This is a genomic window from Methylocella sp. (assembly GCF_044226135.1).
GTDB lineage: Bacteria > Pseudomonadota > Alphaproteobacteria > Rhizobiales > Beijerinckiaceae > Methylocapsa.
The window spans coordinates 14,668-39,209 of sequence record NZ_JBGAHM010000032.1 but is presented as its reverse complement, the minus strand read 5'-3'; the positions used below and the strand labels follow the sequence as shown (position 1 = coordinate 39,209).

Here is a 24,542-nt window from a genome sequence, read left to right as displayed (position 1 = left end):
GTCGGGCGCGCTCGGCGCGCTCGTCGAGGCCAACGACCGGCTGGGAACGCAGATGCGGACCCTGCTCGACCGGCTCGGCGAAGGCGCCGGCGCGCTTTCCGACGAGATCGGCGCGGCGAACGCCGGGCTGGCCGCCGTCGACGCGCAGCTCGCGCAGCGCATGGGCGAGCTCAAGGCGACGCTCGCCGCGGTCTCGGGCGAGACCGCGCGGCTCGCCGAATCGGCCGGCGTCACGGTGCGCGAGGCGGGCGGGCTCGCCGAGGCGCTCGCCGCGCATCAGGAGCGCATCGCCGCCTCGGCGGTCGAGCTCGCCCGCTCGCAGGGCGCGCTCGACCGCTCGCTCGACGAGCGCGGCGCGTCGCTCGACGCGCTGGTCGAGGCGCTCGACCGCCGCCGCCTGCAGTTCGAGACGACGGCCGAGGCCTTCGCCGCGCTGATGCAGGAGGCTTTCGCCGCGGCCGAGGCGCGCGGGCGCGACCTTGGCGCCTTCATGACCGAAAGCGCCGAGACCGCGGCGACCTCGGTCGACCGGCAGTTCTCGGAGCTGCGCGCCAATGTCGCCGAACAGCGCGAACGCGCGACGCTCGCCGTGCGCACCGCCTGCGAGGACGCCAGCGCCGAGCTTGAGACGTTCTTCGCGCAGACCGCCGAACGCTACCAGACCGCCTCGGGCGAATTGCGCGAGATGGCCCGCGCCGTCCAGGACGAGCTCGCCCGCACGCGCGAGGCGCTGCGCGTCAGCGTCGCCGAGCTGCCGCAGGAGACCGCGCAGCAGGCCGCCGCCGTGCGCCGCATCGTCGGCGACGAGATCAAGGCGCTGAAGGAGCTGAGCGACCTCGTCGGGCGCTCGGGCCGCGCGCTCGACGTCTCGGCGCCCGCCCCGGCCGCGCCCGAGCGGCCGGCCCGCCGCCCGGCTCCGCAGCCCCAGCCCCAAACCGAGGAGCAGGCCGGGACCGACCGGCGCGGCGGATGGCTGTCCGACCTGCTCGCGCGCGCCTCGCATGAGGAGCCCGGCGCGCGGGCGCCGCGCCAGGCGGCGCGTCCGCTCGACGCGATCTCGCTCGACATCGCCGCCATGATCGACCGCAACGCCTTCGCCGAGGCCTGGGAACGGCGCCGGCGCGGCGAGCAGCCGGCGGGCTTCGAGCGCCTCTATGTCGGGCGCGGACGCCAGACCTTCGAGGAGGTGCGCCGGCGCTACCGCCTCAATCCGGAGTTCCGCGCGACCGTCGACCGCTATGCGCAGGAGTTCGAGCGCCTGCTCGGCGAGCTCGAGCGCGACGGGGCCGACGAAGGCGCGGTCCGGGCCTATCTCGCCTCCGAGACGGGCATGGTCTACACGCTGCTCGCCCACGCCTCGGGCCGGCTCGGCCACTGAGGGCGGGCCTGGGCGCGGGCCTGAAAACGACAAAAAGCCGCCCGGCGCGAAGCCGGGCGGCCCTGAAGCCGAAGGCGCCAGCCGGCCTGTAAGCCGGGTTCTGTAAGGCGCCGCATCGCTGCGGCGCGCGACGGCCATTCCTCTGGGACGGCCGTTTCCGGCCGCCTCTAGCAACCAACCCGGGCGACGATCCAGAGAAGATCCGGGACACGTCCCCTGTCGCCCCTATTCGGTCTTGCTCCCGGCGGGGCTTGCCATGCCGCCCATGTCGCCATGGACGCGGTGCGCTCTTGCCGCACCCTTTCACCCTTGCCGCCCGGCGCGCCGGACGGCGGTCTGCTTTCTGTGGCGCTTTCCCTGGGGTTTCCCCCGCCGGACGTTATCCGGCGCCGTTCCTCTGTGGAGCCCGGACTTTCCTCCGCCCGAAGGCGGCGGCCGTCCGGCCGGCTGGCGAGGGCGGAGATAGGGCGCAAAGCCCGCGGCGTCAACCGCGGCGGGCTCGCCCGGGGGTTGTGTCAAAAAAATCGCACGGCGGCAACAAAACCTTAAATATCAGCCAAATATCTTGACCCTCGCCGCCGCGTCGGGAGAGTGACGCCGCCACTTTTCCACGCAGGGGGATCTCGTCATGAAGCTGATCGTCATCGTCGCCGCGGCGAGCGCCGCCCTTTCGCTCGCCGGCTGCGGCTATTCGCCGGAGCAGCGCGCCCTCAGCGGCGCGGGCCTTGGCGGCGCCGCCGGCGCGGCCATCGGCGGCCTCGCCGGACGCAACGTCGGCTCGGCCGTCCTTGGCGGCGTGCTCGGCGCGGCGACGGGCGCGATCGTCGGCGCCAACACCCGTCCGCCCAACCCCCCGCCGCCGCCTGCCGGCTATTATCCGCCGCCGCCGCCGCCGCCGCGCTGCGCCCGCGTCGTCTGGGATCAATATGGCAATCCATTCTGCGCTGGCTATTGAACCTTCGCCCCTCGTCACGCCGAAGCGTTTCTGCGCCTCGCCCAACCATGGCGAGCGCAAGAACGGCAAGACGCCGGACGCGCTGATCCTGCATTATACGGGCGTGCCGACCGCGGAAGCGGCGGTCGCCCTGCTCTGCGACCCGGCGACCGAGGTTTCGGCCCATTATGTGGTCACGCCCGAGGGCGAGGTGCTTTCGCTCGTCGCCGAGGAGCGCCGCGCCTGGCACGCCGGGCGCGGCTCCTGGGCCGGCGAGACCGACATGAACGACGTCTCGATCGGCGTCGAGATCGCCCATCCGGGCCACAGGGACGGCAAGGCCGCCTTCCCCTATCCCGACGCCCAGATCGACGCCGTGATCGCGCTTTGCCGCGAGATCTGCGCCCGCTGGCCGATCCCGCCGCAGCGCGTGCTGGCCCATTCCGACACCGCGCCCGAGCGCAAGATCGACCCCGGCGAATTCTTTCCCTGGAGCCGGCTGGCGGAGGCCGGCGTCGGTCATTACGTCGCGCCCTGCCCGATCATCGACGGCCCGCGCCTCGATCTCGGCGACGCGGGCGGGGAGACGCGCGACTTCCAGAACCTGCTGCGGCTCTACGGCTATGGCGCGCCGGACTCAGGCGTGTTCGACGTGGAGACGCGCTGCGTCACGCGCGCCTTCCAGCGCCATTTCCGCCCGGCGCGGGTCGACGGGATCGCCGATTTCTCGACCGTCGCGACGCTGCAGAAGCTGGTCGCGGCGCTGCCGCAGGACTGAGCGCGCAAAGAGCCGACGCGCGAAAACGCGCTGAGCGCGCAAAAAAGGCGGGCTTCGGCCCGCCTTGGGTTTTCGCGTCGCCGCCCTAAACCTCAGGCGTTCGCGGGGGTGATCGCCACCGATTCGCCGCAGCCGCAGGCCGAGGTCTGGTTCGGATTGATGAAGGTGAAGCTCGACGAGAGCTTGTCGGCCTCGAAATCGAGCTTCGTGCCGAGCAGGAACAGAAGGTCTTTCGCGGCGACGATGAGCCTCACGCCCTGGTCCTCGACCACCTCGTCGCCCGGCAGGGCCGCTTCGGCGAGGTCGAGCGTATAGCTCATGCCGGCGCAGCCGCCGTTCCTGATTCCGACCCTGATGCCCGCCCCGGGCTTGCCCAGGCCCGCGAGCAGCGCGCGCGCATGCTCGGCCGCCCGCTCGGTCAGGGACAGCACCGCGAATTTCGGCTGCGCCATAAAACTCTCCAGATTTGATCGGCTCGCTGGCCTTTCTCCCCAATATAGGGCTTTCGCGCGCAAATGTTGAGGGGGCCTAACCGCCTTCGCCCGAGCGGAAGCCCGCGCCCTTCTCCTTCTCGAAGTCGATCGCGGCGACGCAGCGCAGCAGAAACGCTTTCGCCTGCGCGTCCCGCAAAAACAGCGGGGCGTCGCTCCAGCCGCTGAGGACGAGGCGCCCGGCGACGCGGCGCGCGGCGTAATCGCCGGCCTCGGACAGCGTTTCGAGCGCGCGCAAAAGGTCGCGCCGGTCCTGCTCGTCCTGCGGTTCGTTGTCGTCGAGCCAGGCGGCGACGTCGTCGGTCAGGCGCACCGCCTCAGGCGGCCTTCTTGACGGCGATGGCGGCGAGGTCGCGCATGATCCTGCGCACCCCTTCGAGCCGCGCCTCGATCTTCTCGAAGTCGCGGGCGAACACGATCTTCATGTCGGGCCGCACCTTGGCCTCGGAGCCCTGCGCCGCGACATAGCGCACGAGGCCCTGCGGATCGGCGAAGGAATTGTCGCGGAACGAGATGACCACGCCCTTCGGCCCGGCGTCGACCGTCTCGACATGGGCCTTGCGGCACAACGCCTTGATCGCGACGAGCTTGAGCAACTGGCCGACTTCGGGCGGCGGCGGGCCGAAACGGTCGATCATCTCGGCGGCGAAGCTCTCGATGTCCTCGTCGGCCTCAAGGCTCGCGAGGCGGCGGTAGAGCTGGAGCCGCAATTGCAGGTCGGCGACGTAATGCTCGGGGATGGCGACCGGCGCGCCGAGCGTGATCGCCGGCGACCAGACCTCCTCGACCGGCTCCTCGACGCCGCTTTTGAGCGCCTCGACCGCCTCCTGCAGCATCTGCTGGTAAAGCTCGTAGCCGACCTCCTTGATATGGCCGGACTGGTCGTCGCCGAGCAGATTGCCGGCGCCGCGGATGTCGAGGTCGTGGCTCGCAAGCTCGAAGCCGGCGCCAAGCGAATCGAGCGACTGCAGCACCTTGAGGCGCTTTTCGGCCTGGGGCGTGATCTGGCGGGCGGCCGGCACGGTGAACAGGGCGTAGGCGCGCACCTTGGAGCGCCCGACGCGGCCGCGCAGCTGATAGAGCTGGGCGAGGCCGAACATGTCGGCGCGATGCACGATCAAGGTGTTGGCGCGCGGAATGTCGAGGCCCGATTCGACGATCGCGGTGGCGAGCAGCACGTCATACTGGCCGTCGTAGAAGGCCGACATCTTGTCCTCGAGCTCGCCCGGCGCCATCTGGCCGTGCGCCACGACGAACTTCACCTCCGGGACCTCGCGCCGCAAAAAGCTCGCCGCCTCCTCAAGATCCTCGATGCGCGGGCAGACATAGAAGCTCTGGCCGCCGCGGTAGCGCTCGCGCAGCAGCGCCTCGCGCACGATCAGCGGATCGAACGGCGAGATGAACGTGCGCACGGCGAGGCGGTCGACGGGCGGGGTGGCGATGATCGAAAGCTCGCGCACGCCGGTGAGCGCGAGCTGGAGGGTGCGCGGAATGGGCGTCGCCGAGAGCGTCAGCATATGCACTTCGGCGCGCAGCTCCTTCAGCCGCTCCTTGTGCTTGACCCCGAAATGCTGCTCCTCGTCGATCACGACGAGGCCGAGGTCCTTGTAGGCGACGCCCTTGCCGAGCGCGGCGTGGGTGCCGACGACGATGTCGACCTCGCCCGAGGCGAGGCCGGCCTTCGCCGCGCGCAGGTCGGCGGCCGGAACCATGCGCGACATCTGCGCGACCCTGACCGGCAGATGGGCGAAGCGGGCCGAGAAATTCCGGTAGTGCTGGCGCGCGAGCAGCGTCGTCGGCGCGACCACCACGACCTGCCGGCCCTCGATCGCGCAGGCGAAGGCGGCGCGCAGCGCGACCTCGGTCTTGCCGAAGCCGACGTCGCCGCAGACGAGCCGGTCCATCGGCCGCCCCGAGGCGAGATCGTCGAGCGTCGCCTCGATGGCCGAGAGCTGGTCGTCGGTCTCGTCATAGGGGAAGCCGGCGCAGAATTCGGCGTAGAGCCCGTCGGGCGGGACGAGCCTGGGCGCCGCCCGCGTCATGCGCTGGGCGGCGATCTTGATCAGCGCGCCGGCCATTTCGAGGATGCGCTTGCGCATCTTCGCCTTGCGCTTCTGCCAGCTCCCGCCCCCCAAGCGGTCGAGCTGGACCTCGGTGTCCTCGGAGCCATAGCGCGAGAGCAGCTCAAGGTTCTCGACCGGCAGGAACAGCTTGGCGCCGTCGGCGTAATGCAGTTCGAGGCAGTCATGCGGCGCGCCGCCGGCCGCGATCGCCTGCAATCCGACGAAGCGGCCGATGCCATGGTCGACATGGACGACGATGTCGCCGGCGGCAAGCGCGCCGACCTCGGTCAGGAAATCCTTGGCCTTGCGGCTTTTCTTGCGGGCGCGCACGAGGCGGTCGCCCAGAATGTCCTGCTCGCCGACGACGGCGAACGCCTGCGTCTCGAAGCCGGCTTCGATCCCGAACACGGCGAGCGCCGCCCGGTCCTGCGGCAGGTCGAGCGCCTGCGTGAGCGAGGAGACCTCGGCCGCGCCCTTGAGGCCATGGTCGGCGAGCACATGCGCCAGGCGCTCGCGCGAGCCGTCGGACCAGCCGGCGACGACGACGCGCCGGCCGGCGCTTTGCAGCGCGCGCACATGGGCGACGGCGGCCTCGAACACATTGGCCGATTCGTCGGCCCGCTCGGGCGCGAAATTGCGCCCGGGCTTCGAGCCGCAGTCGACATGCAGGCCGCGCGCGCCCTCGGGCGCGGCGAAGGGCGAGACGCGCAGCACGCGGGCGCGCGACAGCCGCGCGTTCCATTCGTCGGCGCTCATGTAGAGCGCCTCGGGCTTCAGCGGCTTGTAGGAGGCGCCCGAGGGGTCGGCGTCATAGGCGCTCTTGCGCGCGCCATAATAGTCGTCGATCAGGGCGACGCGCTCGCGCGCCGCCTCGTCGGCCAGCGCGTCGAGCATGACGGGCGCGCGCCCGGCATAGTCGAGCAGCGTGTCGAGATGGTCGTAGAACAGCGGCAGCCAGTGCTCATGGCCCTGCGCCCGGCGGCCTTCGCTGATCGCCTCATAGAGCGCGTCGCCGCGCGTCTGCGCGCCGAACTGCGTCACATAGCCCTGCCGGAACCGGCGCGTCGCCTCGCTCGTCAGCTGCACCTCGCTCATCGGCACGAGGTCGAGGCCTTTCAGCGGAAACAGGGTGCGCTGCGATTCAGGGTCGAAGGCGCGGATCGTTTCGAGCGCGTCGCCGAAGAAATCGAGCCGCACCGGCTGGGCCATGCCGGGCGCGAAAAGGTCGATGATGCCGCCGCGCACGGCGTATTCGCCGGCCTCGCGCACGGTCGAGGCGCGCAGAAACCCGTTCGATTCGAGCCAGAGCGTCAGCGCCTCGGTGTCGACGACGTTGCCGGGCGCGGCCGAGAAGGTGTCGCGCGCCATCTGGTCGAGCGGCGGCACGCGCTGCGCGAACGCCTTGACCGTGGTCGAGAGCACGCGCGGGCGCTCGGCCGAGGAGCGCGAGCGGGCGAGCCGCGACAGCGCGATCATGCGCCGCGCCGAGACCGCGGCGTTGGGCGAGACGCGGTCGTAGGGCTGGCAGTCCCAGGCCGGAAAGTCGATCAGCTCGACGTCGGGCGCGGCGAAGGCGAAGGCCTCCATGAAGGCCGTCTGGCGGCGCCCGTCGCGCGCCACATGGATCAGCGCCAGCGCCCGCTCCTCGGATTCGAGCGCGAGCGCCCGCGCGAGGTCGGCCGCGGCGACGGCGTCATAGCCGTCGGCGAGCGACGTCAGGGTCAGGGAGCCGCCTTTGGCGAGTTCGGCGAGGGCGCGCTTGAGGTCTGGCACTTCCGGCGTGATCTGCTCTCTTCAGGCGCGCAACGCGCCATCGGCCAAAACGGCGCCTCTCACCCGCGCGAGGCGCAAAAACGGTCGTGAAAGGCGACGATGCGCCGGAACAGCGGCGTGTCGAATTCCGCCGGAACCGGCGCCTCGCCGGTCGCCCAGGCGAAGACGTCGCGGTCGATCGCTTCGAGCAGGGCGTCGAACACGTCGAGCTCGGCGTCGGTCAGCGTCGCGACCTCGGCGTCGGCGAAGCGGCCGAGCAGCAGGTCGTTCTCCAGCATGCCGCGATGCCAGGCGCGGAACCTGATGCGCCGGCGCCGCGCGTCGGAATCGAGCGGCGCGGCGTTGGGCGCCCCTGCGGTCTGCGGGCTTTCGGCGGCCATGCGCGCGTCTCCTGGATGGACCCTTCAATTGGCGCGTCGGCGCGCCGTCCCCGGTCCTATAAACGCGCCGGGCCGCGCTGTCAGCCTTTTGGCGTTTTGGCGAAGAACATGCGACAAGGCGCGCCGCGTTTCCTGCGAACAGGGCCGGCGCCGGCCGCCCGCACAAACCCCGATTGCGCGGCCCGATGCGCCCCACGCTCCTCAATCTCCTGTTTGCGCCGGTCTCGGGCCTTCCGGGCGTCGGCCCCAGGACCGGGCGGCTGTTCGACCGGCTCTTGTGCGGCGGGCGGGAGGCCCGCGTCCTCGACCTGCTGCTGCATCTCCCCGCAGGCCTGATCGACCGCCGCCTGCGCCCGAAGATCGCGCAGGCGCCGCTCGACGCCCATGTGACGCTCGAGGCGACCGTCGTGCGCCACGCCCCGCCGCGCGGGCGCGGGCCCTACCGCGTGCTGGTCGAGGACGAGACCGGCGACGTCGAACTCGTGTTCTTCCTCGCCAATACGGGCTGGATCGAAAAGAGCCTGCCGCCCGGCGAAAGGCGCTGGATCTCGGGGCGGCTCGAACTCTGGGACGGCCATCGCCAGATGGCCCACCCCGACCATATCCTCGACGCCGCCGGGTTCGAGAAGCTCGCGCCCGTCGAGCCGGTCTATCCGCTGACCGAGGGCCTGCGCCAGCGCGCCGTGGCCAAGGCGGCGGAGGCGGCGCTCGCGCGGCTCCCGGCCCTGCCCGACTGGGGCGGGCCGCCGGGGTTCATGAGCTTTTCCGAGGCGCTGCGGGCGGCCCACCATCCGCAGGAGCCGCGCGATCTTGCGCCCGAAGCCCCGGCGCGCCGGCGGCTCGCCTATGACGAGATGCTCGCGGGCCAGCTCGCCCTCGCCCTGATGCGGGCGCGCGAGCGCCGCCGGCCGGGCGCCGCAAGCCGCGGCGACGGCAGGCTTTGCGCCAGAATTGTCGACGCGCTCCCCTTCCGCCTGACGGGCGCGCAGGCGCAGGCGCTCGCCGAAATCCGCGCCGACCTCGAAAGCGAGACGCGCATGCTGCGCCTGCTTCAGGGCGACGTCGGCTCGGGCAAGACGCTGGTCGCGCTGCTCGCCATGGCGGGCGTGGTCGAGGCCGGGCGGCAGGCGGCGCTGATGGCCCCGACCGAGCTTCTGGCGCGCCAGCATGCCGCGAGCCTCGCCCGCTTCTCGCAGCCCGCCGGCCTGCGCCTCGCGCTGCTGACGGGGCGCGAGAAAGGCGCCGCCCGCCGCGACGTTCTGGAGCGTCTCGCCGCGGGCGAGGTCGACGTCGCGGTCGGCACCCATGCGCTGTTTCAGGAGGGCGTCGACTTCCGCGACCTCGCCCTCGCGGTCGTCGACGAGCAGCACCGCTTCGGCGTGCGCCAGCGCCTCGCGCTCGGCGAGAAGGGCGCGCGCGCCGACATTCTGGCGATGACCGCGACGCCGATCCCGCGCACGCTGGCGCTCGCCTATTTCGGCGACATGGACCTCTCGGCCCTGCGCGAAAAGCCCCCCGGCCGCAAGCCGGTCGAGACCCGGGCGCTGCCGGTCGAGCGCCTCGGCGAGCTCATCGAGCGCCTCGGCGCGGCGCTCCGCGCCGGCGCGCAGGCCTATTGGGTCTGCCCGCTCGTCGAGGAAAGCGCCGAGAGCGACCTCGCCGCGGCCTCCGAGCGGCGCGAAGACCTCGCCAAAATTTTCGGCGAAGGCGTCGTCGGCCTCGTCCATGGCCGCATGAAGGGCAAGGACAAGGACGCCGCCATGGCGGCGTTCAAGGCCGGCGAGACGAAGCTTCTCGTCGCCACCACGGTGATCGAGGTCGGCGTCGACGTGCCGGCCGCGCGCATCATGGTGATCGAGCACGCCGAGCGCTTCGGCCTCGCGCAGCTCCACCAGCTGCGCGGGCGCGTCGGGCGCGGGGCCGAAAAATCCTCCTGCGTGCTGCTCTACAAGGGCCCGCTCGGCGAGACGGCCAAGGCGCGGCTCGAAATCCTGCGCGAGACGGAGGACGGCTTCCGCATCGCCGAGGAAGACCTTCGCCTGCGCGGCGAGGGCGAGGTGATGGGCGCGAAACAGTCGGGCCTGCCGGGGTTTCGCGTCGCCGACCCCGCGGCCCATGGCGATCTGCTCGGCTGGGCGCGGCGCGACGCGCAGGAGATCGTGACGCAGGACCCGGCGCTCGAAAGCCCGCGCGGCGAGGCGCTGCGGCTTGCGCTCTACCTGTTCGAGCGCGCCGACGCGATCAGGCTTCTCGGCGCAGGGTGAGATTTTTCGCGACGCCGGGTCTCAGGCCGGGCGCGCGCCGGGCCGCGCGAGCGCCCACGCCGCCAGCGCGCCGGCCGACAGAAAGGCGAGCGCGGCGAGCGAAAAGGCCGTCGCGCCATAGCCGAACCAGCCGATCAGCAGCGCCGTCGGATAGGGCGTGAAGAAGATGCCGACGTTGAAGGCGGTGTTGAAGATCGCCTGCGGCCCGGCGCGCTCGGCGGGGTCGAGCCCGGCGCTGACCGCCGCCGACAGCACCGGATAGACCACGCTGTAGCCGGCCCCGAACAACACGCCGGCGACCACGATGAGCCAGGACAGTCCCGCCGCCGCCACAAGCGCGAAGCTCGCGCCCTGCGCGACAAAGCCGCCCGCCACCAGCAGGCGCCGGTCGAAGGTCTCGAACACGCCCATGGCGAGGAAGCGGCTCGCGAACAGCGTCGTCGTCGAGGCGAAGAAGAAGCAGCCGATCGGCACGGCGCGGGCCTCGAGCAGGGCCGCGAGAAAGGAGGCCGTGAAGCTGAACATCGCGCCGTTGACGAAGACCGCGCCGAGCGAGGCCGGCCGGCTGCGCCGCAGCGCCGTCCTGAGGTCGAGGCCGCGCCCTTCGGCGGGGCGCGGAATGTCGCGCAGGCCGAAGGTGAGCGCGAAGGCGAGCGCGGCCGGGGCGGCGCCGGCCAGAAACATCGCCGGCGCGCCGAAGGCGTTGAGCATCAGCGCGCCGAACGGCGGGGCGAAGGCCTGCGCCAGCGCGAACATGCTCGAAAACAGCGCGATGAGATAGACGAAGCGCCGCGCGTTGAGCCGGCTCTGGCCGTAGGTGACGAAGGAGGCGAGCAGCAGCCCCTGCCCCGCGCCCTGCGTGAGCCGCGAGGCGAGCGCCGGCCAGAAGGCGTCCGCCGTGTAGCGCAGGCTGAAGAAGCCGACGAGCATCAGCGCGACGGCGACGCGGCAGCTCCCCAGCACGCCGATGCGCGCCGAGACCGCGCCCGACAGAAAGGTGAACAGGACCACGGGCGCGGCGTAAAGCGAGAGCAGCAGCCCGGTGTCGTGCAGGTCGAAGCCCTCGCGCTCGAACACCACCGCGAGCAGCGCCGCATGGGAATACATGAAGGAGACGAGAAAGGCCGCAAGCGCGAGCTGGATGAATTCGCGCCGCGCCCGGGCGTCGACGAAGCCCGCCTGCCGCGCGGCGAGGTCGCGCGCCGCGGCGTCCTCGCCCCGCGCCCGATCGTCCATGGCGCTCAGGCGCCGTCGCGCCGCAGCAGCGCGCGCCAGTGTCGCGCCGCAAGCCCGGCCCCGGGCGGAAGATCCTCGACCGCGACCGGCGTGAGCCCCGCCGCGCGCGCCGCCGCAAAGATCGACGGCGGCAGCGGCCAGGGCGGGCCGGACGCTTCCTCGTCCTCGTCGCGCGCGCGGGCGACGAGCAGCATGCGGCCGTTTGGCCAGAGGCAGGCGGCGAGCGCCCCCAGCGCCGCCCGGACCAGCGGCGGGTCGAGCGCCAGCAGCGTGTAGCATTCGTCGATCAGGTCGAAGCGCCCGGCCCAATCGGCCGGCGCGTCGAACAGGTCGGCGACGGAATAGGCGACGCGGCTGCGCGGAAAGCGGCGGCGCGCCCAGTCGACCGCGCCGGCCACGAAGTCGAACGCCTCGACGTTCGCGCCAAGGCTCGAAAAATATTCGGCGTTGTCGCCAAGGCCGCAGCCGACGTCGAGCACGCGCAGGCCCGTGAAGGCGCCGAGCTGGAGGTCGGCGAAGCGTTTGACGAGCGGGTGCGGCTCCAGATTGGCCCAGGGCACGCGCGCGGCGTCGTCGCCGGCGCGCGCATAGACCGCCTCGAACCAGCCCCGGCGCAGCGGGTCGGCGCCGCCGCCTTCGCCCGTTTTGGCCGGGTCGATCGCGTCGAGATCGGCGCGCGCCGCCGCGCGGCGGGCGAAAAACTGTTCGTCCTTGGTCATGGCGTCAGGCCTTCTTCTCCCACCGGCCGCCGTCGTCCTGCGCCCAGTAGCTGACGGCGAAGCCGCCGTCCTTCAGTTTTTTCCACTGCGCCCGCGCGGCCGAAAGCTGCGCCGCGTCGGCGCCGTCGAAAATCAGCAGAACGCGCTCATAGGGTCCGCCACTGAGCGAGGCGGCGATCTCGGCGCCCTCGAACAGGATGCGCAGGCGCGCGCCGTTGGGGTTTTCGTCGCCGGTCGTGAGATAGACGGGCTCAAGGTCGAAGTCGCCGTCGCCGGCGCGGCCATGGGCGAGAAAGCTGTCGTCGGCGTAGGTCCACAGATGCTGGTCGAGCGCCGCCACGCGCGCCTCGCTCGTCCCCTGCACGACGACGCGCCAGCCGCGCTCGAGCGATTTCTCGATGAGCGCGGGCAGCGTCTCGTCGAGGCTGCGGCGCTGGAGATGATAGAACCAGACCTCCACTCTCGCTCACCCCCCGGCCGCCCGCGCGACGGCGCGGGGGGAATTCGTCAGGACGCGTGCTTGACGACGACGGCCTTGGCGCGCAGCTCCTTGAGCCGGCGCTGGGCGTCGGCGGCGATGTGCTGCGCCAGCAGCTTCTGGGCGATCTGCTGGCGGACCGCGGTGTCGTCCTTGGCCGCGCCGCGCTCGCAGACGGCGACCATTTCGAGGCCCGAGATGGTGCGCTGCGGCGCCGTGAGCTTGCCGACGGGGGTCTTGTCGAGCAGCTCGGCGAGCTGGCGGCTGATCTCATGCGAGGTGCGGGTGAGCGGATCCTTCACCGTGACGTCGGTCATGGCGAGGGCCATCGGCACGCCGGAGTCGCAGCCCGAGAAGCGCGCGCGCAGGCTTTCCGCCTCCTTGGCGCGCGCCGCCATCGCCGCCGGCGTGACGCCTCCGGGCAGGGTGAAGATGATCTGGCGCACCGTATAGGAGGTGCCGGCGGCGGCCTTGCCGCCCTGCTTGGCGAGCTCCGCGCGCACCTGCGTCTCGCTCGCCTCGACGCCCTTGTTCAGCGCCTGCACCAGCACGTTGAAGGCCATCTCGGCGCCGAAATGGGCCTTGAGGTGGTCTTCCGAGACGCCGGCGCCCTGGATCGAGGCGACGAGCGCCTGCGGCTGGACGTTCATCTCCTGGGCGGTGCGGGCGATCTGCTGCGAAATGTCGGAATCGCGCGGATTGACGCCGAACTTGCCGGCCTCGGCGGTCATCAGCCGGTCCGAGAACAGGCTTTCGATCGCCGCCTCGCGCGTCGCCGGCTTGCGCAGGACGCGCAGCAGCTTCATGCGCTGCTCGATGTCGTGGGTGGTGATCGGATAGCCGTTGATGCTGGCGACGATGGCCTGCGCCCGCGCCGGGGCCGGCGCGACGGCGAGCCCCGCGCAGGCGACGAAAAACCCGGCCGCGCCCGCAAGCGCGAGCCGCCGGGCTTTTTCGCGAAGAATTCCTGCGCGAAAAATTCTGGCGCGAAAAGCGTTGGAACGAACGGCGTTCGCGCCGGTCTTGGTCGATGAGATCATGTTTCGCTTCGCCACGGCGCGCCCGGGCGCCGCGCCCTCCATCCCTTTGCCGGCCGCCGGCGACGGCGCGGTCTAGTTGGTGGTTCCGAGATTCTGCACCGCGCTGAAGGTCTTGCTGGCCTTGAGCTCGCCCAGCGTGCGCAGCTCGAACTGGACGAGCACCGTCTGGTTGCGCGTCAGCCCGCCGTTGCCGTTATCCTGGTAAACGGACGAAAAATTGACGGCGACGGTCGCGCAGTCGTCCTTGTAGCCGCCGCCGAAGCCGAAGGCGGCCGGCGCGAAGGGGCCGGGGTTGGTGTAGCCGATCAGCGCGGGCGGATAGAACTGGCGGCTCATGTCGAAGGTGACGTTGCCCTGCGCCCAGTAATTGTCGCTGATCTGATAGCGGGTGTTGAGGGTCAGGCCCTGGCGGCGGACGTAGTAGCCGATCTCCGGCTGCGCCGCATAGCTCGCATATTGGAAGCCGCCGGTCCAGGGGCCGAAATTATAGACGCCGATGAGGTCGATGCGCTTCGGCGAGAAGCCGTTCACGTCGAAGCGCGTCTTGGCGGTGACCGAGAACTGGCTGAAGGGCGCGAGCGTGACCGCGCCGATATAGTCTGAAAGCCGCGTGTCGAGCCCCGAGGCGAGGCCGACGTTGGCGGCGTCGGGCTTGGCGTAGGCGTTGGTCCCGAACAGCTGGTAGGACTGGCCGGCGACCACGTTGATGTAGCCGCCCTGCGGGAAGTTGAGGGTCGCCTCGCCGCCGTAATTGGCGCGCCCGCCGGTCTCGAAACGGTCGTAGCCCGAGAATTTGTTCCAGGCGAACAGGCTCGATTCGTCGAAGACGAGGCTCTGCGCGTCGAGGTTCGAGGGCGCATAGGCGCCGATCTGGTTGTTCGGCCGCACGATCACCTGGGCGACGGGCGAGATCGTCGCCGCGCCGAAATCGGTCTTGGCGAAGAAGGGATAGCGATATTCGAGGCCGACGCCCGGGTTGAGCGCCCCGTAGACCGTGCTCTCCGAATTGTTCATGAAGGGCAGCTGCGAGGCGTTGGAGATGGTCGAGGTCGTCCCCGCGCTGTTCGAGAAGCCGAGCGTGTTGGTCGTGTTGAGCGCGAGCTGCTGGCCGCTGACCCGCGCGAAGGCGAAGGGCGTCCAGACCTCGCCGAGCTCGTCGATGAACTGGCGTTTCCAGTTGAGGTCGATGGTGGCGCGCGAAGAGACGCCGCCGACGCCGCGCTGCAGGCAGGTCCCCGCGACGCGGCCCGGCACGTAGTTCGTGCAGACCGAATAGAGCGAATAGGCCGAATCGAGCACCTGCGTGCCGACCGACTGGAAGCTCGCGGCCCAGGCCGACAGGCTCGCGGCGTTGACGTCGAGCTCGAGCTGGCCGCCGAGGCCGAAGCTGTCCTCGGGGCGCAGGTCGAAGGTCTTGTTATAGTCGAAGACCGGATAGGCCGAGGTCTGCTGCGCCTGGATGTCGCGCGTCGACAGGCCCTGGAAGTGATAGGCGCGCAGGTCGAAATAGCCGCGGTCGCCCTGCCCGGTCAGATAGCCGGTCGAGGTCACCTCGCTGATGTAGTTCGAGGTCAGCGTCTGGCTGGCGATGTTGTAGTCGTTGCGGAACCATTTGTCGGACATGGCCGTGAACTGCCAGCCGAAGCGCCACATGTCCGCGACCCGGTATTCGCCCTTGCTCTCGAGCGAGCCGCGGAAGACGTTGTCGGCCGCGCCCCAGGGCGAGATCGGAAACTGGTCGGGGTTGAGCTGCCTGATGCCCGCGCCGCGGATGTAATATTCGCCATAGTCGAGCCGCTGGCGCCATTCGCCGATGCCGAGGAAGCCCTGCTTCGACAGATAGGTCGGGGTGAAGGTCAGGTCGTAGTCGGGCGCGAGCGCCCAGAAGATCGGCACCCCGAGGCCGTAGCCGAGCTGGGTGCGCGCGACGAGCGTCGGCGACAGGATGCCCGATTTGCGCGTGACCGAGGGGTCCGGCATCGACATCCACGGCGTCCAGGCGACGGGCACGCCGAGAATGTCGATCGTGGCGTCGCTGAAATAGAGCATCCGCTCGTCGTCGCGGTGGATGATCCGCTTTGCGCGCACGCGCCACAGCGGCGGCTTGTCGTAATTCGTGCCGCAGGCCGCGCAGGCGGTGTAGACGCCTTTCGTGAACACGGTCGTGTCGGCGTCGATGCGCTCGGCGCGCGGCGCGCTCATGAAGGTGCGCTGCGTCGATTCGGCGCGCAGGCTTTCGATGAAGCCGTCGCGGAAATCGTCGGTCAGGTCGAAGAAGGCGCCGCGCAGGATCGAGCCGTCGGCCTCGGTCAGCTTGGCGTTTCCGCGCGCCGTCACGCGGCCCGTGCCGCGGTCGTAGGTCACCTCGTCGGCCTGCAGCACGCGCCCCTTGTAATAGACGCGCGCGTCGCCGACCGCGGAGACGGTGTTCTTGACGTCGTCCTGGCGCAGCTCGTTGGCCTCGACGACCATCTTGTCGGCGTCGGCCTGCGGCGCCTGTGTTTTTGCCGGGGACTGGGTTTTTGCCGGGGACTGGGTTTTCGCGGAGGGGCGGGTCTCGGCGGCGGCGCCAAGGCCGGACGAGAAAAGGCCGGACGAGAACAGGCCGATGAGCGCCGCGCCGGCGAACAGCGCCGCGCGCAGCCGCCGGCCGCGGCCGCCGCAGCCGCCGGCCGGCGCGCGCGCGCCGTCCGCGCCACGGGGGCGGAACCGGCGAGGAGGCTCATGCGCCGCCCAGTCATCCATCCTCCTGATTGAGCAGCGCGAGCGCGCCGAGCAGGCTCGCGATCAGCGCCGGCGACCAGGCGGCGACGGGCGCGCTGATCAGTCCGGCGCCGCCGATGTCGCCGACAAGCTTGGTCGCGACATAAAGCACGAAGCCTGCCGCCACGCCACCTCCGACCATTTTTCCGATCCCACCAAATCGAAAAAACCTTAAGGAAAAGGCGGCGGAGATCAGCACCATCGCCACGAACAGCAGGGGCCGCGCCAGAAGCGACTGGAATTGCAGGTCGAATCCGGTTGCGTCGAGGCCCGCCGTCTCGGTCCGGCGGCGTTCCGCCTCAAGGTCCCAGAACGGCACCGACTGCGGCGAGACGGGCCCGCGCACGACCTGCGCCGGGGTCAGGTTGGTGGCGACGAAATAGATCGCCGAGGTGAAGGTCTCCTCGCCCGGCGCGAAAATGCGGGCGCCGTCGAAGCGCCAGACGCCGTCCTCGAGCGTCGCGTTCGCCGCCTCGACCTGCTCCTCGAAGCGGCCGGCATGGTCATAGACATAGGCGACCGGCTCGACGAGGCGCCTGCCGTCGCCGGACATCGACTTCGCCCGGATGATCACGTCGCCGTCGACGCTCTTCTGCCGGATCCAGACCTCGGTCGCGGCGTCGCGCCGGGTGAGCTGGCCGAAGATCTCGGTCTCGAGCTTGTCGGCGCGCTGCTTCATCAGCGCCGAGGCCGGATTGAGCAGGGCGACCGAACCGATCCCGATGATGAGCGCGATGGCCACCGGCGGGACCAGAAAGCCCCACACCGACACGCCGACCGCCCGCGCGATCAGAAGCTCGAGCTTGCGCGTCAGGTCGAGAAAGGCGGCCATGGAGCCAAACAGCACGCAGAACGGCATGAGCTGCTCGGAGGCCGCCGGCGCGCGCAGCAGCGCGAGCGCCGCGACCGCGCCCGTCGAGGCGTCGGCGATGTTCGAGGTCCGGCGCAGCATCTCGACGAAGTCGACGACGAACACCATGCCGCAGATGGTGGCGAAGACCGCCAGGATCATGGCGAGGAAGCGCGCCGAGAAATAGCGCCCGAGCGTCCAGCCGATCATGGGCGCGGCGCCTCCGGGCCGGAGGCGCCCGGCGCGTCAGGCCGGCGGGAGGCGTGAAGCCCGAAAGGCGCATAAAGCCCGAAGGGCGCACGGGGCATCCTCTTCGCCATGTCTCCCCTTCGCTTCCGTACTCCGCAGTTCGCCTTGATACGCCGGAGCCGCGGCGAGGGCCAGAGCGCGCGGCGGCGCGGAGCCGTTCCGGCCGACGATTGTCGGAGTCCGTTGCCCGGCCATCACAGCGTGAGCCCTTGCGGCGGCGCGGACGCCCCGCGCCGGCGGATGACAATTTCGCGATCCCGGCCTGACAGGAGCGGCCGTTTCTTGCTAGGAGAGGCGCAGCGCGCGGCGCGGGCCGGGGCCGGCCCCGCCCTCATGAGCGCCGCCGGACGGCGTCGAGGATTTAAGAGGTTTCGAGGATCATATGCCGCAGCCCGTCAAGATTCAGTTCGTCGCGCTCGATTCGCTGTCGCCCGAAAAGGCCGGCGCCGGCGCGTCCGGCGCGCCGATCAGGACGCTGGCGATCTTCGCCGCCCCCGACCTCGCGCTCGGCGAAAAGACCCGGGCGCTCGTCGGCCCCGAGGTCGAGGCGCTGATCGCGCGCGCCGCCGCCACGGCGAAGTTCAAGGGCAGGACCGCCTCGGCGCTCGACATTCTCGCGCCGGCGGGCCTCGCCGCCGAACGCCTCCTCGTGATCGGCTCGTCCGGCGCGCCGGACGAACAGAGACGCCGGCGCGCCCGCCGACAAATCGGCGCAGGCGCTCGCTCAGCCGGCCGAAAAGCCCAGGCGCGCCGTCGTCGGCCGACTACGCCAATCTTGGCGGCTTCACCGCCGGCAAGATCGCCGGCAAGATCGCGCGGCGCGGCCGCGACGATCGTCTTCGACCTGCCGACGCCGCCGCTCGACGCGCGGCGCGGGCGGCGGCCGATTTCGCGCTCGGCCTGCGCCTGCGCGACTATCGCTTCGACCGCTACAAGACCCGCAAGAAGACGAGGCGGACGAAAACGGCGAGGCCGAGATCGAGATCGCCGTCGCCGACCCCACGGCCGCCGCGGCGGCGGCCACGAGCGCGAGGCGACGGCTCTCGGCGTGATCGCCGCCCGCACGCTCGTCAACGAGCCGGCCAACGTGCTGTTTCCCGAGGAGTTCGCCAACCGCGCCAAGGAGCTCGAAAAGCTCGGCGTCGAGGTCGAGATCCTCGACGAGGCGGCGATGCGCGGGCTCGGCATGGGCGCGCTGCTCGGCGTCAGCCAGGGCTCTTCGCGCGAGGGACGGCTCGTGATCATGCGCTGGCGCGGCGCGCCCGCCGGCGCCGACGAAAAGCCCGTCGCCTTCGTCGGCAAGGGCGTGACCTTCGACACCGGCGGCATCTCGATCAAGCCCGCCGGCGGCATGGAGGACATGAAGGGCGACATGGCCGGCGCGGCCTGCGTCACCGGCCTGATCGAGACGCTCGCGCGGCGCAGGGCCAGGGTCGACGCGATCGGCGCGATCGGCCTCGTCGAGAACATGCCGGGCCCGGACGCGCAGCGCCCCGGCGACATCGTCACCTCGATGTCCGGCCAGACCATCGAGATCATCAACACCGACGCCGAAGGCCGGCTCGTGCTCGCCGACGTGCTGTGGTACGTGCAGGACCGTTTCAAGCCGCGCTTCATCGTCGATCTCGCGACGCTGACCGGCGCGATCCTCGTCGCGCTCGGGCAGGACCACGCCGGCCTGTTCTCGAACGACGACGATTTGTCCGAAAAGCTCATCGCCGCCGGCCGCGAGACCGGCGAGAAGCTCTGGCGCATGCCGCTCGGGCCAGCCTATGACAAGCTGATCGATTCGAAATTCGCCGACATGAAGAACACCGGCGGGCGCCACGCCGGCTCGATCACCGCCGCGCAGTTCCTGCAACGCTACGTCAACGGGACGCCCTGGGCCCATCTCGACATCGCCGGCACCGGCATGGGCTCGCCGATCGGCGACGTGAACCAGAGCTGGGGCTCGGGCTTCGGCGTGCGCCTGCTCGACCGGCTCGTCGCCGACAATTACGAGGGATGACGCGCGAGCCCCCGCTCGCGCTGACGCGCGGCGATCCGTCGGGCGTAGGCCCCGAGATCGCGCTGAAAGCGTGGGCGGCGCTGCGGCGCGCGCCTGACGCGCCCGTCTTCTTCATCGCCGCCGAGGCCGCGCCCCTGCGCGCGCTCGCGCAAAGGCTTGGGCTCGACGCGCCGGTCGAGCAGATCGGCGCGGCGCGCGAGGCGCACGACATTTTTGCGCGCGCGCTGCCCGTGCTCGACCCGGGCGGCGCCGTCTCCGGCGCCCCGGGCGCGCCCGATCCGCGCGACGCCGAAGCCACCATCGCCTCGATCAGGACCTGCGTCGACCTCGTCGCGCGCGGCGAGGCGGCCGCGGTCGTGACCAATCCGATCGCCAAGGAAGTTCTCTACCGCGCGGGCTTCGCGCATCCGGGCCACACCGAATTTCTGGCCGCGCTCGCCGAGCCCCTCGCCGGGCGCAGGCTGACGCCGGTGATGCTTTTGTGGTCGCCCGAACTCGCGGTCGTCCCGGCGACGATCCATATTCCGCTGAAAGACGTCCCCGCGCGGCTCACCCGGGCGCTGCTGATCGAGACCGGCGCGATCGTCGCGCAGGATTTTCGCGACCGGTTCGGGCTCGCCGCGCCGCGCCTCGCCTTCGCCGGGCTCAATCCGCACGCCGGCGAGGGCGGCGCCATGGGCCATGAGGACCAGGAGATCGTCGCTCCCGCGGTCGCGGCGCTGCGCGCGGCCGGGATCGAGGCGAGCGGGCCGCATCCGGCCGACACGATGTTTCACGCCAGGGCGCGCGCGGCCTATGACGTCGCGATCGGCATGTATCACGACCAGGCGCTGATCCCGATCAAGACGCTCGCCTTCGACCATGGCGTCAACGTCACGCTCGGCCTGCCCTTCGTGCGGACCTCGCCCGACCATGGCACGGCCTTCGACATCGCCGGGCGCGGCGTCGCCGACGCGTCGAGCCTTATCGCCGCGCTGCGGCTCGCGGCGAAGCTCGCCGCCGCGTCATGACGGGCGACGCGACATGACTGGCGAAAGGTCGCGGCTCGACGCCCTGCCGCCGCTGCGCGAGGTGGTCGCCGGCTTCGGCGTCGAGGCGAAGAAATCGCTCGGCCAGAATTTTTTGTTCGACCTCAATCTCACCCGGCGCATCGCGCGGGCGGCGGACCCTTCGTCGGCCGGCGTGATCGTCGAGGTCGGCCCCGGCCCCGGCGGCCTCACCCGCGCGCTGCTCGCCGAAGGCGCGCCGCGGGTGGTCGCGATCGAACGCGACACGCGCTGCCTGCCGGCGCTGCGCGAGATCGCGGACGCCTGCCCCGGGCGGCTCGAGATCGTCGAGGGCGACGCGCTCGCCGTCCCGCTCGACCGGCTTGCGGGCGACGCGCGGCCGCTGCGGGTCTGCGCCAACCTGCCCTATAACGTCGGGACGCAGCTGCTCGCCGGCTGGATCGAGGCGCAGGCGTGGCCGCCGGCCTTCGACCGTCTGATCCTGATGTTTCAGCGCGAGGTGGCGGAGCGCATCGTCGCGACGCCGGCGCGGCGCGCCGACTACGGGCGGCTCGGCGTGCTGTGCAACTGGCGCTGCGAGACGAAGATCCTGTTCGAGGTGTCGCGCGCGGCCTTCACGCCGCCGCCGAAGGTGACCTCGGCCGTCGTCGAGCTGCGCCCGCGCGCCGCGCCGCTCCCCTGCGACGCGCGACGGCTCGCGCGCGTGACGCAGGCGGCCTTCGGCCAGCGCCGCAAGATGCTGCGCCAGTCGCTGCGCGCGCTCGGCGCCGGCGAGGCGACGGGCGCGCTGATCGCGGCGGCCGGGCTCGACCCGACGGCGCGCGCCGAAGAAATCCCGGTCGAGGGCTTTGTGGCGCTCGCCCGCGCGCTCGAGGCGATCGAGACGGCGTAGCCGCCCGGCTTCTCTCGTGGCCGCCGCTCTGGCGGCGCTCTCCTGCTACTCGGCCGCCCGCGTCGCCGGGCGGCGCTCGAACAGCTCGCGCAGAAAGGCGCCGGTGTGGCTCGCGGGCGCGGCGGCGACGTCCTCGGGCGCGCCCTGCGCCACGACGCGCCCGCCGCCGTCTCCGCCCTCGGGGCCGAGGTCGATCACCCAGTCGGCGGTCTTCACCACCTCGAGATTATGCTCGATGACGACGATGGTGTTGCCCTGGTCGACGAGCTCCTGCAACACTTCGAGCAGCTTGGCGACGTCGTGGAAATGCAGCCCCGTCGTCGGCTCGTCGAGAATATAAAGGGTTCGCCCGGTCGAGCGCTTCGACAGCTCCTTGGCGAGTTTTACGCGCTGCGCCTCGCCGCCCGAGAGCGTGGTCGCCTGCTGGCCGACCTTGACATAGCCGAGGCCGACGCGGGCGAGCGTCGCCATCTTCTCGCGGATCGCCGGCACGGCGGAAAACAGCGTCGCCGCCTCCTCGACCGTCATGTCGAGCACGTCGGCGATCGACTTGCCGCGATATTTCACTTCGAGCGTCTCGCGGTCGTAGCGCCGGCCCTTGCACACGTCGCAGGTGACATAAACGTCGGGCAGAAAATGCATCTCGATCTTGATGACGCCGTCGCCCTGGCAGGCCTCGCAGCGCCCGCCCTTGACGTTGAACGAGAAGCGCCCCGGCTGATAGCCGCGCGCCTTGGCCTCGGGCAGCCCCGCGAACCATTCGCGGATCGGCGTGAAGGCGCCGGTGTAGGTCGCCGGATTCGAGCGCGGCGTGCGCCCGATCGGCGACTGGTCGATGTCGATCACCTTGTCGAGCCGCTCAAGCCCCTCGATGCGCTCGAAGGGGGCCGGATGCTCGACCGCGCCGTTGAGCTTGCGCGCCGCGGCCTTGTACAGCGTGTCGATGACGAGCGTCGACTTGCCGCCGCCCGAGACGCCGGTGACGCAGGTGAACAGGCCGAGCGGAAAGCGCGCCGAGACCTGCTTGAGGTTGTTGCCGCTCGCCCCGAACACGTCGAGCGTGCGGGCGTCGTCGAACGGCCGGCGCGGCCTGTAGGGGGCGACCTCGCGCGCGCCGGTCAGATACTGGCCGGTCAGCGACTTCGGATTGGCGAGGATTTCGGCCGGCGCGCCCTGCGCGACGATCTCGCCGCCATGGACGCCGGCGCCGGGGCCGACGTCGACCACATGGTCGGCGGTCAGGATCGCGTCCTCGTCGTGCTCGACGACGATGACGCTGTTGCCGAGGTCGCGCAGCCGGCGCAGCGTCTCGAGCAGGCGGGCGTTGTCGCGCTGGTGCAGGCCGATCGAGGGCTCGTCGAGCACATAGAGCACGCCCGAAAGCCCCGAGCCGATCTGCGAGGCGAGGCGGATGCGCTGGCTCTCGCCGCCCGACAGCGTGCCGGCGGCGCGCCCCAGCGTCAGATAGTCGAGCCCGACGTCGACGAGGAAGGTGAGGCGCTCGCGGATCTCCTTCAGGATGCGCGCGGCGATCTCGCGCCGCTTGGGGTCGAGCCGGTCGGAGAGCCCCGAAAACCAGTCGCGCGCGGCGCGCACCGAGAAATCGGCCGTCTCGGCGATGTTGAGGCCGTCGATCCTGACGGCGAGCGCCTCGGGCCGCAGCCGCGCGCCATGGCACTCGCCGCAGGGGGTGGCGCTCATGTAGCGGCCGATCTCCTCGCGCGACCATTCCGATTCGGTCTCGCGGTAGCGCCGTTCGAGGTTGCGCACGACGCCCTCGAACGGCCGGCTGGCCTCATGCGAGCGATAGCCGTCCTCATAGGAGAATTTCACCGCCTCCTTGCCCGAGCCGTAGAACAGCATGTCGCGCACGGCTTGCGGCAGGCTGTCGAAGCGGACGTCGAGCCGGAATTTGAAATGTTTCGCCAGCGCCTCCAGCGTCTGCATGTAATAGGGCGAGGAGGAGCGCGCCCAGGGCGCGACCGCCCCCTTGCGCAGCGACAGCGACGGGTCGGGGACGATCAGCCCGGGGTCGACCTTCTGTTCAAAACCGAGGCCGCCGCAATGCGGGCAGGCGCCGAACGGGTTGTTGAACGAGAACAGCCGCGGCTCGATCTCCGGAATGGTGAAGCCCGAGACCGGGCAGGCGAAGCGCGCCGAAAAGACGATGCGTTTCGGCTCGCCTTTTTCATCCTTCTCGTCGGCGAATTCGGCGAAGGCGATTCCGTCGGCGAGTTCGAGCGCGGTCTCGAAGCTTTCGGCGAGGCGGGCGGCGAGGTCGGGCTTGACCATGACGCGGTCGACGACGACGTCGATGTCATGCTTGAATTTCTTGTCGAGCGCGGGGGCGTCGGCGATCTCGTAATAGGCCCCGTCGATCTTGACGCGCTGGAAGCCGCGCTTGCCGAGGTCGGCGAGCTCCTTGCGGTATTCGCCCTTGCGCCCGCGCACGATGGGGGCGAGCAGATAGAGTTTCGCGCGCTCCGGCAGGGCCAGCACCCGGTCGACCATCTGGCTGACCGTCTGGCTCTCGATCGGCAGGCCCGTCGCCGGCGAATAGGGGATTCCGACGCGCGCGAACAGAAGCCGCATGTAGTCGTAGATTTCAGTGACCGTGCCGACCGTCGAGCGCGGATTCTTCGAGGTGGTCTTCTGCTCGATCGAGATCGCCGGCGAGAGCCCGTCGATCTGGTCGACGTCGGGCTTCTGCATCATTTCGAGGAACTGCCGCGCATAGGCCGACAGCGATTCGACATAGCGGCGCTGGCCCTCGGCGTAGATGGTGTCGAAGGCGAGCGAGGATTTGCCCGAGCCCGAAAGGCCGGTGAACACCACGAGCCTGTCGCGCGGGATGACGAGGTCGACGTTCTTGAGATTGTGCTCGCGCGCGCCGCGGACGGCGATGACGCGGCCCGCCGGCTGCGCGGCCGGCCCTTCGACCAGCCGGGGCGCCTGCGGCGCGGGCGCCGAGGCCGTCTGCGCCCCGCTTTCGGAGCGCGGACGCGTCTTGGCGGGCGCAGACTTGGCGGGCGCAGACTTGGCGGGCGCAGACTTGGCGGGCGCGGACTCGGGCGTCGCGGCGGATCCGGCCTGCGCCGTCTTGCGCGCGGCCGAAGCCGCCTTCCCGCCGGCAGGCGGCTTTGTTGACGTCATTGATCTGGTTCGACCTTCGTCTGGTCCCGGCGGTTGATTTCCCAGGCGCGCGCAAACCCGTCCGGCTGCGTCGCCGGCGCGTTCGT

At 71.0% G+C, this 24,542-nt stretch carries 19 protein-coding genes, 1 other RNA gene and 1 pseudogene; 8 read left to right on the top strand and 13 right to left on the bottom strand.

The window, feature by feature from the left end; genetic code table 11:
- Nucleotides 1-1,378, top strand: a pseudogene (locus ACILRB_RS12715) (hypothetical protein); the annotation flags it as partial.
- Nucleotides 1,379-1,451: 73 nt separating this feature from the next.
- Here ACILRB_RS12715 and rnpB read toward each other — a convergent pair.
- Nucleotides 1,452-1,829, bottom strand: an RNA gene (rnpB, locus tag ACILRB_RS12710) — RNase P RNA component class A.
- A 177-nt stretch (nucleotides 1,830-2,006) separates the two neighbouring features.
- Here rnpB and ACILRB_RS12705 point away from each other — a divergent pair.
- Both ACILRB_RS12705 and ACILRB_RS12700 read left to right on the top strand, forming a co-directional pair.
- Nucleotides 2,007-2,333, top strand: a complete 327-nt coding sequence (locus tag ACILRB_RS12705) for a hypothetical protein (RefSeq protein ID WP_395666659.1) — start codon at nucleotides 2,007-2,009, stop codon at nucleotides 2,331-2,333.
- On the top strand, nucleotides 2,305-3,090 hold the full coding sequence (locus ACILRB_RS12700) for an N-acetylmuramoyl-L-alanine amidase (protein ID WP_395666658.1): 786 nt from the start codon (nucleotides 2,305-2,307) through the stop codon (nucleotides 3,088-3,090). Before ACILRB_RS12705 ends, ACILRB_RS12700 begins: the two co-directional genes overlap by 29 nt.
- Nucleotides 3,091-3,182: 92 nt before the next feature.
- Here the strand turns inward: ACILRB_RS12700 and ACILRB_RS12695 are convergent, their stop codons facing one another.
- From ACILRB_RS12695 to ACILRB_RS12680, 4 genes are all read right to left on the bottom strand, one after another.
- Nucleotides 3,183-3,542, bottom strand: coding sequence for a HesB/IscA family protein (locus ACILRB_RS12695; protein WP_395666657.1), 360 nt, complete (start codon nucleotides 3,540-3,542; stop codon nucleotides 3,183-3,185).
- Nucleotides 3,543-3,618: 76 nt separating this feature from the next.
- Nucleotides 3,619-3,894 carry a hypothetical protein gene (locus ACILRB_RS12690; protein ID WP_395666656.1) on the bottom strand — a complete coding sequence of 92 codons (276 nt, stop codon included), beginning with the start codon at nucleotides 3,892-3,894 and terminating at the stop codon, nucleotides 3,619-3,621.
- Nucleotides 3,895-3,898: 4 nt separating this feature from the next.
- Nucleotides 3,899-7,417, bottom strand: a complete 3,519-nt coding sequence (mfd, locus tag ACILRB_RS12685; protein ID WP_395666655.1) for a transcription-repair coupling factor — start codon at nucleotides 7,415-7,417, stop codon at nucleotides 3,899-3,901.
- Between the two features lie 59 nt (nucleotides 7,418-7,476).
- Nucleotides 7,477-7,797: a succinate dehydrogenase assembly factor 2 gene (locus ACILRB_RS12680; protein WP_395666654.1), complete on the bottom strand. Its 321-nt coding sequence runs from the start codon at nucleotides 7,795-7,797 to the stop codon at nucleotides 7,477-7,479.
- Nucleotides 7,798-7,982: 185 nt separating this feature from the next.
- On the opposite strand from ACILRB_RS12680, the gene recG reads away from it, so the two are divergent.
- Nucleotides 7,983-10,061, top strand: coding sequence for an ATP-dependent DNA helicase RecG (gene recG / locus ACILRB_RS12675; RefSeq protein WP_395666653.1), 2,079 nt, complete (start codon nucleotides 7,983-7,985; stop codon nucleotides 10,059-10,061).
- Nucleotides 10,062-10,082: 21 nt separating this feature from the next.
- On the opposite strand, the gene ACILRB_RS12670 is transcribed toward recG, so the two are convergent.
- The 7 genes from ACILRB_RS12670 to ACILRB_RS12640 all read right to left on the bottom strand — a co-directional run bounded on the left by ACILRB_RS12670 (nucleotide 10,083) and on the right by ACILRB_RS12640 (nucleotide 18,008).
- Nucleotides 10,083-11,297, bottom strand: a complete 1,215-nt coding sequence (locus ACILRB_RS12670; RefSeq protein WP_395666652.1) for an MFS transporter — start codon at nucleotides 11,295-11,297, stop codon at nucleotides 10,083-10,085.
- 5 nt (nucleotides 11,298-11,302) lie between these two features.
- The gene (locus ACILRB_RS12665) at nucleotides 11,303-12,016 is read right to left on the bottom strand and encodes a class I SAM-dependent methyltransferase (RefSeq protein ID WP_395666651.1); all 714 of its coding nucleotides are present in this window, start codon (nucleotides 12,014-12,016) and stop codon (nucleotides 11,303-11,305) included.
- 4 nt (nucleotides 12,017-12,020) lie between these two features.
- Nucleotides 12,021-12,476 (bottom strand): DNA polymerase III subunit chi, encoded by a 456-nt coding sequence (locus ACILRB_RS12660; RefSeq protein WP_395666650.1) that lies wholly within the window; start codon nucleotides 12,474-12,476, stop codon nucleotides 12,021-12,023.
- 47 nt (nucleotides 12,477-12,523) lie between these two features.
- Nucleotides 12,524-13,534, bottom strand: a complete 1,011-nt coding sequence (locus ACILRB_RS12655; protein WP_395666649.1) for a hypothetical protein — start codon at nucleotides 13,532-13,534, stop codon at nucleotides 12,524-12,526.
- A 72-nt stretch (nucleotides 13,535-13,606) separates the two neighbouring features.
- Nucleotides 13,607-16,279 carry an LPS-assembly protein LptD gene (locus ACILRB_RS12650; protein WP_395666648.1) on the bottom strand — a complete coding sequence of 891 codons (2,673 nt, stop codon included), beginning with the start codon at nucleotides 16,277-16,279 and terminating at the stop codon, nucleotides 13,607-13,609.
- The gene (lptG, locus tag ACILRB_RS12645; protein ID WP_395666647.1) at nucleotides 16,272-17,357 is read right to left on the bottom strand and encodes an LPS export ABC transporter permease LptG; all 1,086 of its coding nucleotides are present in this window, start codon (nucleotides 17,355-17,357) and stop codon (nucleotides 16,272-16,274) included. The genes ACILRB_RS12650 and lptG overlap by 8 nt, the downstream gene beginning before the upstream one ends.
- 441 nt (nucleotides 17,358-17,798) lie before the next feature.
- Nucleotides 17,799-18,008, bottom strand: a complete 210-nt coding sequence (locus tag ACILRB_RS12640; RefSeq protein WP_395666646.1) for a hypothetical protein — start codon at nucleotides 18,006-18,008, stop codon at nucleotides 17,799-17,801.
- Between the two features lie 436 nt (nucleotides 18,009-18,444).
- On the opposite strand from ACILRB_RS12640, the gene ACILRB_RS12635 reads away from it, so the two are divergent.
- The 3 genes from ACILRB_RS12635 to rsmA are packed head-to-tail and all read left to right on the top strand — an operon-like array spanning nucleotide 18,445 to nucleotide 21,303.
- Nucleotides 18,445-19,404, top strand: coding sequence for a leucyl aminopeptidase (locus ACILRB_RS12635; RefSeq protein WP_395666645.1), 960 nt, complete (start codon nucleotides 18,445-18,447; stop codon nucleotides 19,402-19,404).
- Nucleotides 19,401-20,414: a 4-hydroxythreonine-4-phosphate dehydrogenase PdxA gene (pdxA, locus tag ACILRB_RS12630; RefSeq protein WP_395666644.1), complete on the top strand. Its 1,014-nt coding sequence runs from the start codon at nucleotides 19,401-19,403 to the stop codon at nucleotides 20,412-20,414. Before ACILRB_RS12635 ends, pdxA begins: the two co-directional genes overlap by 4 nt.
- 13 nt (nucleotides 20,415-20,427) lie before the next feature.
- The gene (gene rsmA, locus ACILRB_RS12625; RefSeq protein ID WP_395666643.1) at nucleotides 20,428-21,303 is read left to right on the top strand and encodes a 16S rRNA (adenine(1518)-N(6)/adenine(1519)-N(6))-dimethyltransferase RsmA; all 876 of its coding nucleotides are present in this window, start codon (nucleotides 20,428-20,430) and stop codon (nucleotides 21,301-21,303) included.
- 45 nt (nucleotides 21,304-21,348) lie between these two features.
- Here rsmA and uvrA read toward each other — a convergent pair whose 3' ends face one another.
- Nucleotides 21,349-24,207 (bottom strand): excinuclease ABC subunit UvrA, encoded by a 2,859-nt coding sequence (gene uvrA, locus ACILRB_RS12620; RefSeq protein ID WP_395666662.1) that lies wholly within the window; start codon nucleotides 24,205-24,207, stop codon nucleotides 21,349-21,351.
- On the opposite strand from uvrA, the gene ACILRB_RS12615 reads away from it, so the two are divergent.
- Complete coding sequence (locus ACILRB_RS12615) at nucleotides 24,155-24,493, top strand: pentapeptide repeat-containing protein (RefSeq protein WP_395666661.1); 339 nt, start codon at nucleotides 24,155-24,157, stop codon at nucleotides 24,491-24,493. The two genes, uvrA and ACILRB_RS12615, sit on opposite strands and share 53 nt — an antisense overlap.
- Nucleotides 24,494-24,542 lie beyond the last annotated feature (49 nt).

What these genes read in the sequence shown, in the direction of transcription:
- ACILRB_RS12670 (WP_395666652.1), bottom strand. Translation starts at nt 11,297, where the DNA reads ATGGACGATCGGGCGCGGGGCGAGGACGCCGCGGCGCGCGACCTCGCC.
- recG (WP_395666653.1), top strand. Translation starts at nt 7,983, where the DNA reads ATGCGCCCCACGCTCCTCAATCTCCTGTTTGCGCCGGTCTCGGGCCTT.
- rsmA (WP_395666643.1), top strand. Translation starts at nt 20,428, where the DNA reads ATGACTGGCGAAAGGTCGCGGCTCGACGCCCTGCCGCCGCTGCGCGAG.
- ACILRB_RS12615 (WP_395666661.1), top strand. Translation starts at nt 24,155, where the DNA reads ATGACGAGGTCGACGTTCTTGAGATTGTGCTCGCGCGCGCCGCGGACG.
- ACILRB_RS12655 (WP_395666649.1), bottom strand. Translation starts at nt 13,534, where the DNA reads ATGATCTCATCGACCAAGACCGGCGCGAACGCCGTTCGTTCCAACGCT.
- ACILRB_RS12640 (WP_395666646.1), bottom strand. Translation starts at nt 18,008, where the DNA reads ATGTCGAGCGCCGAGGCGGTCCTGCCCTTGAACTTCGCCGTGGCGGCG.
- ACILRB_RS12650 (WP_395666648.1), bottom strand. Translation starts at nt 16,279, where the DNA reads ATGGATGACTGGGCGGCGCATGAGCCTCCTCGCCGGTTCCGCCCCCGT.
- ACILRB_RS12705 (WP_395666659.1), top strand. Translation starts at nt 2,007, where the DNA reads ATGAAGCTGATCGTCATCGTCGCCGCGGCGAGCGCCGCCCTTTCGCTC.
- ACILRB_RS12700 (WP_395666658.1), top strand. Translation starts at nt 2,305, where the DNA reads ATGGCAATCCATTCTGCGCTGGCTATTGAACCTTCGCCCCTCGTCACG.
- lptG (WP_395666647.1), bottom strand. Translation starts at nt 17,357, where the DNA reads ATGATCGGCTGGACGCTCGGGCGCTATTTCTCGGCGCGCTTCCTCGCC.
- ACILRB_RS12695 (WP_395666657.1), bottom strand. Translation starts at nt 3,542, where the DNA reads ATGGCGCAGCCGAAATTCGCGGTGCTGTCCCTGACCGAGCGGGCGGCC.
- pdxA (WP_395666644.1), top strand. Translation starts at nt 19,401, where the DNA reads ATGACGCGCGAGCCCCCGCTCGCGCTGACGCGCGGCGATCCGTCGGGC.
- ACILRB_RS12680 (WP_395666654.1), bottom strand. Translation starts at nt 7,797, where the DNA reads ATGGCCGCCGAAAGCCCGCAGACCGCAGGGGCGCCCAACGCCGCGCCG.
- ACILRB_RS12665 (WP_395666651.1), bottom strand. Translation starts at nt 12,016, where the DNA reads ATGACCAAGGACGAACAGTTTTTCGCCCGCCGCGCGGCGGCGCGCGCC.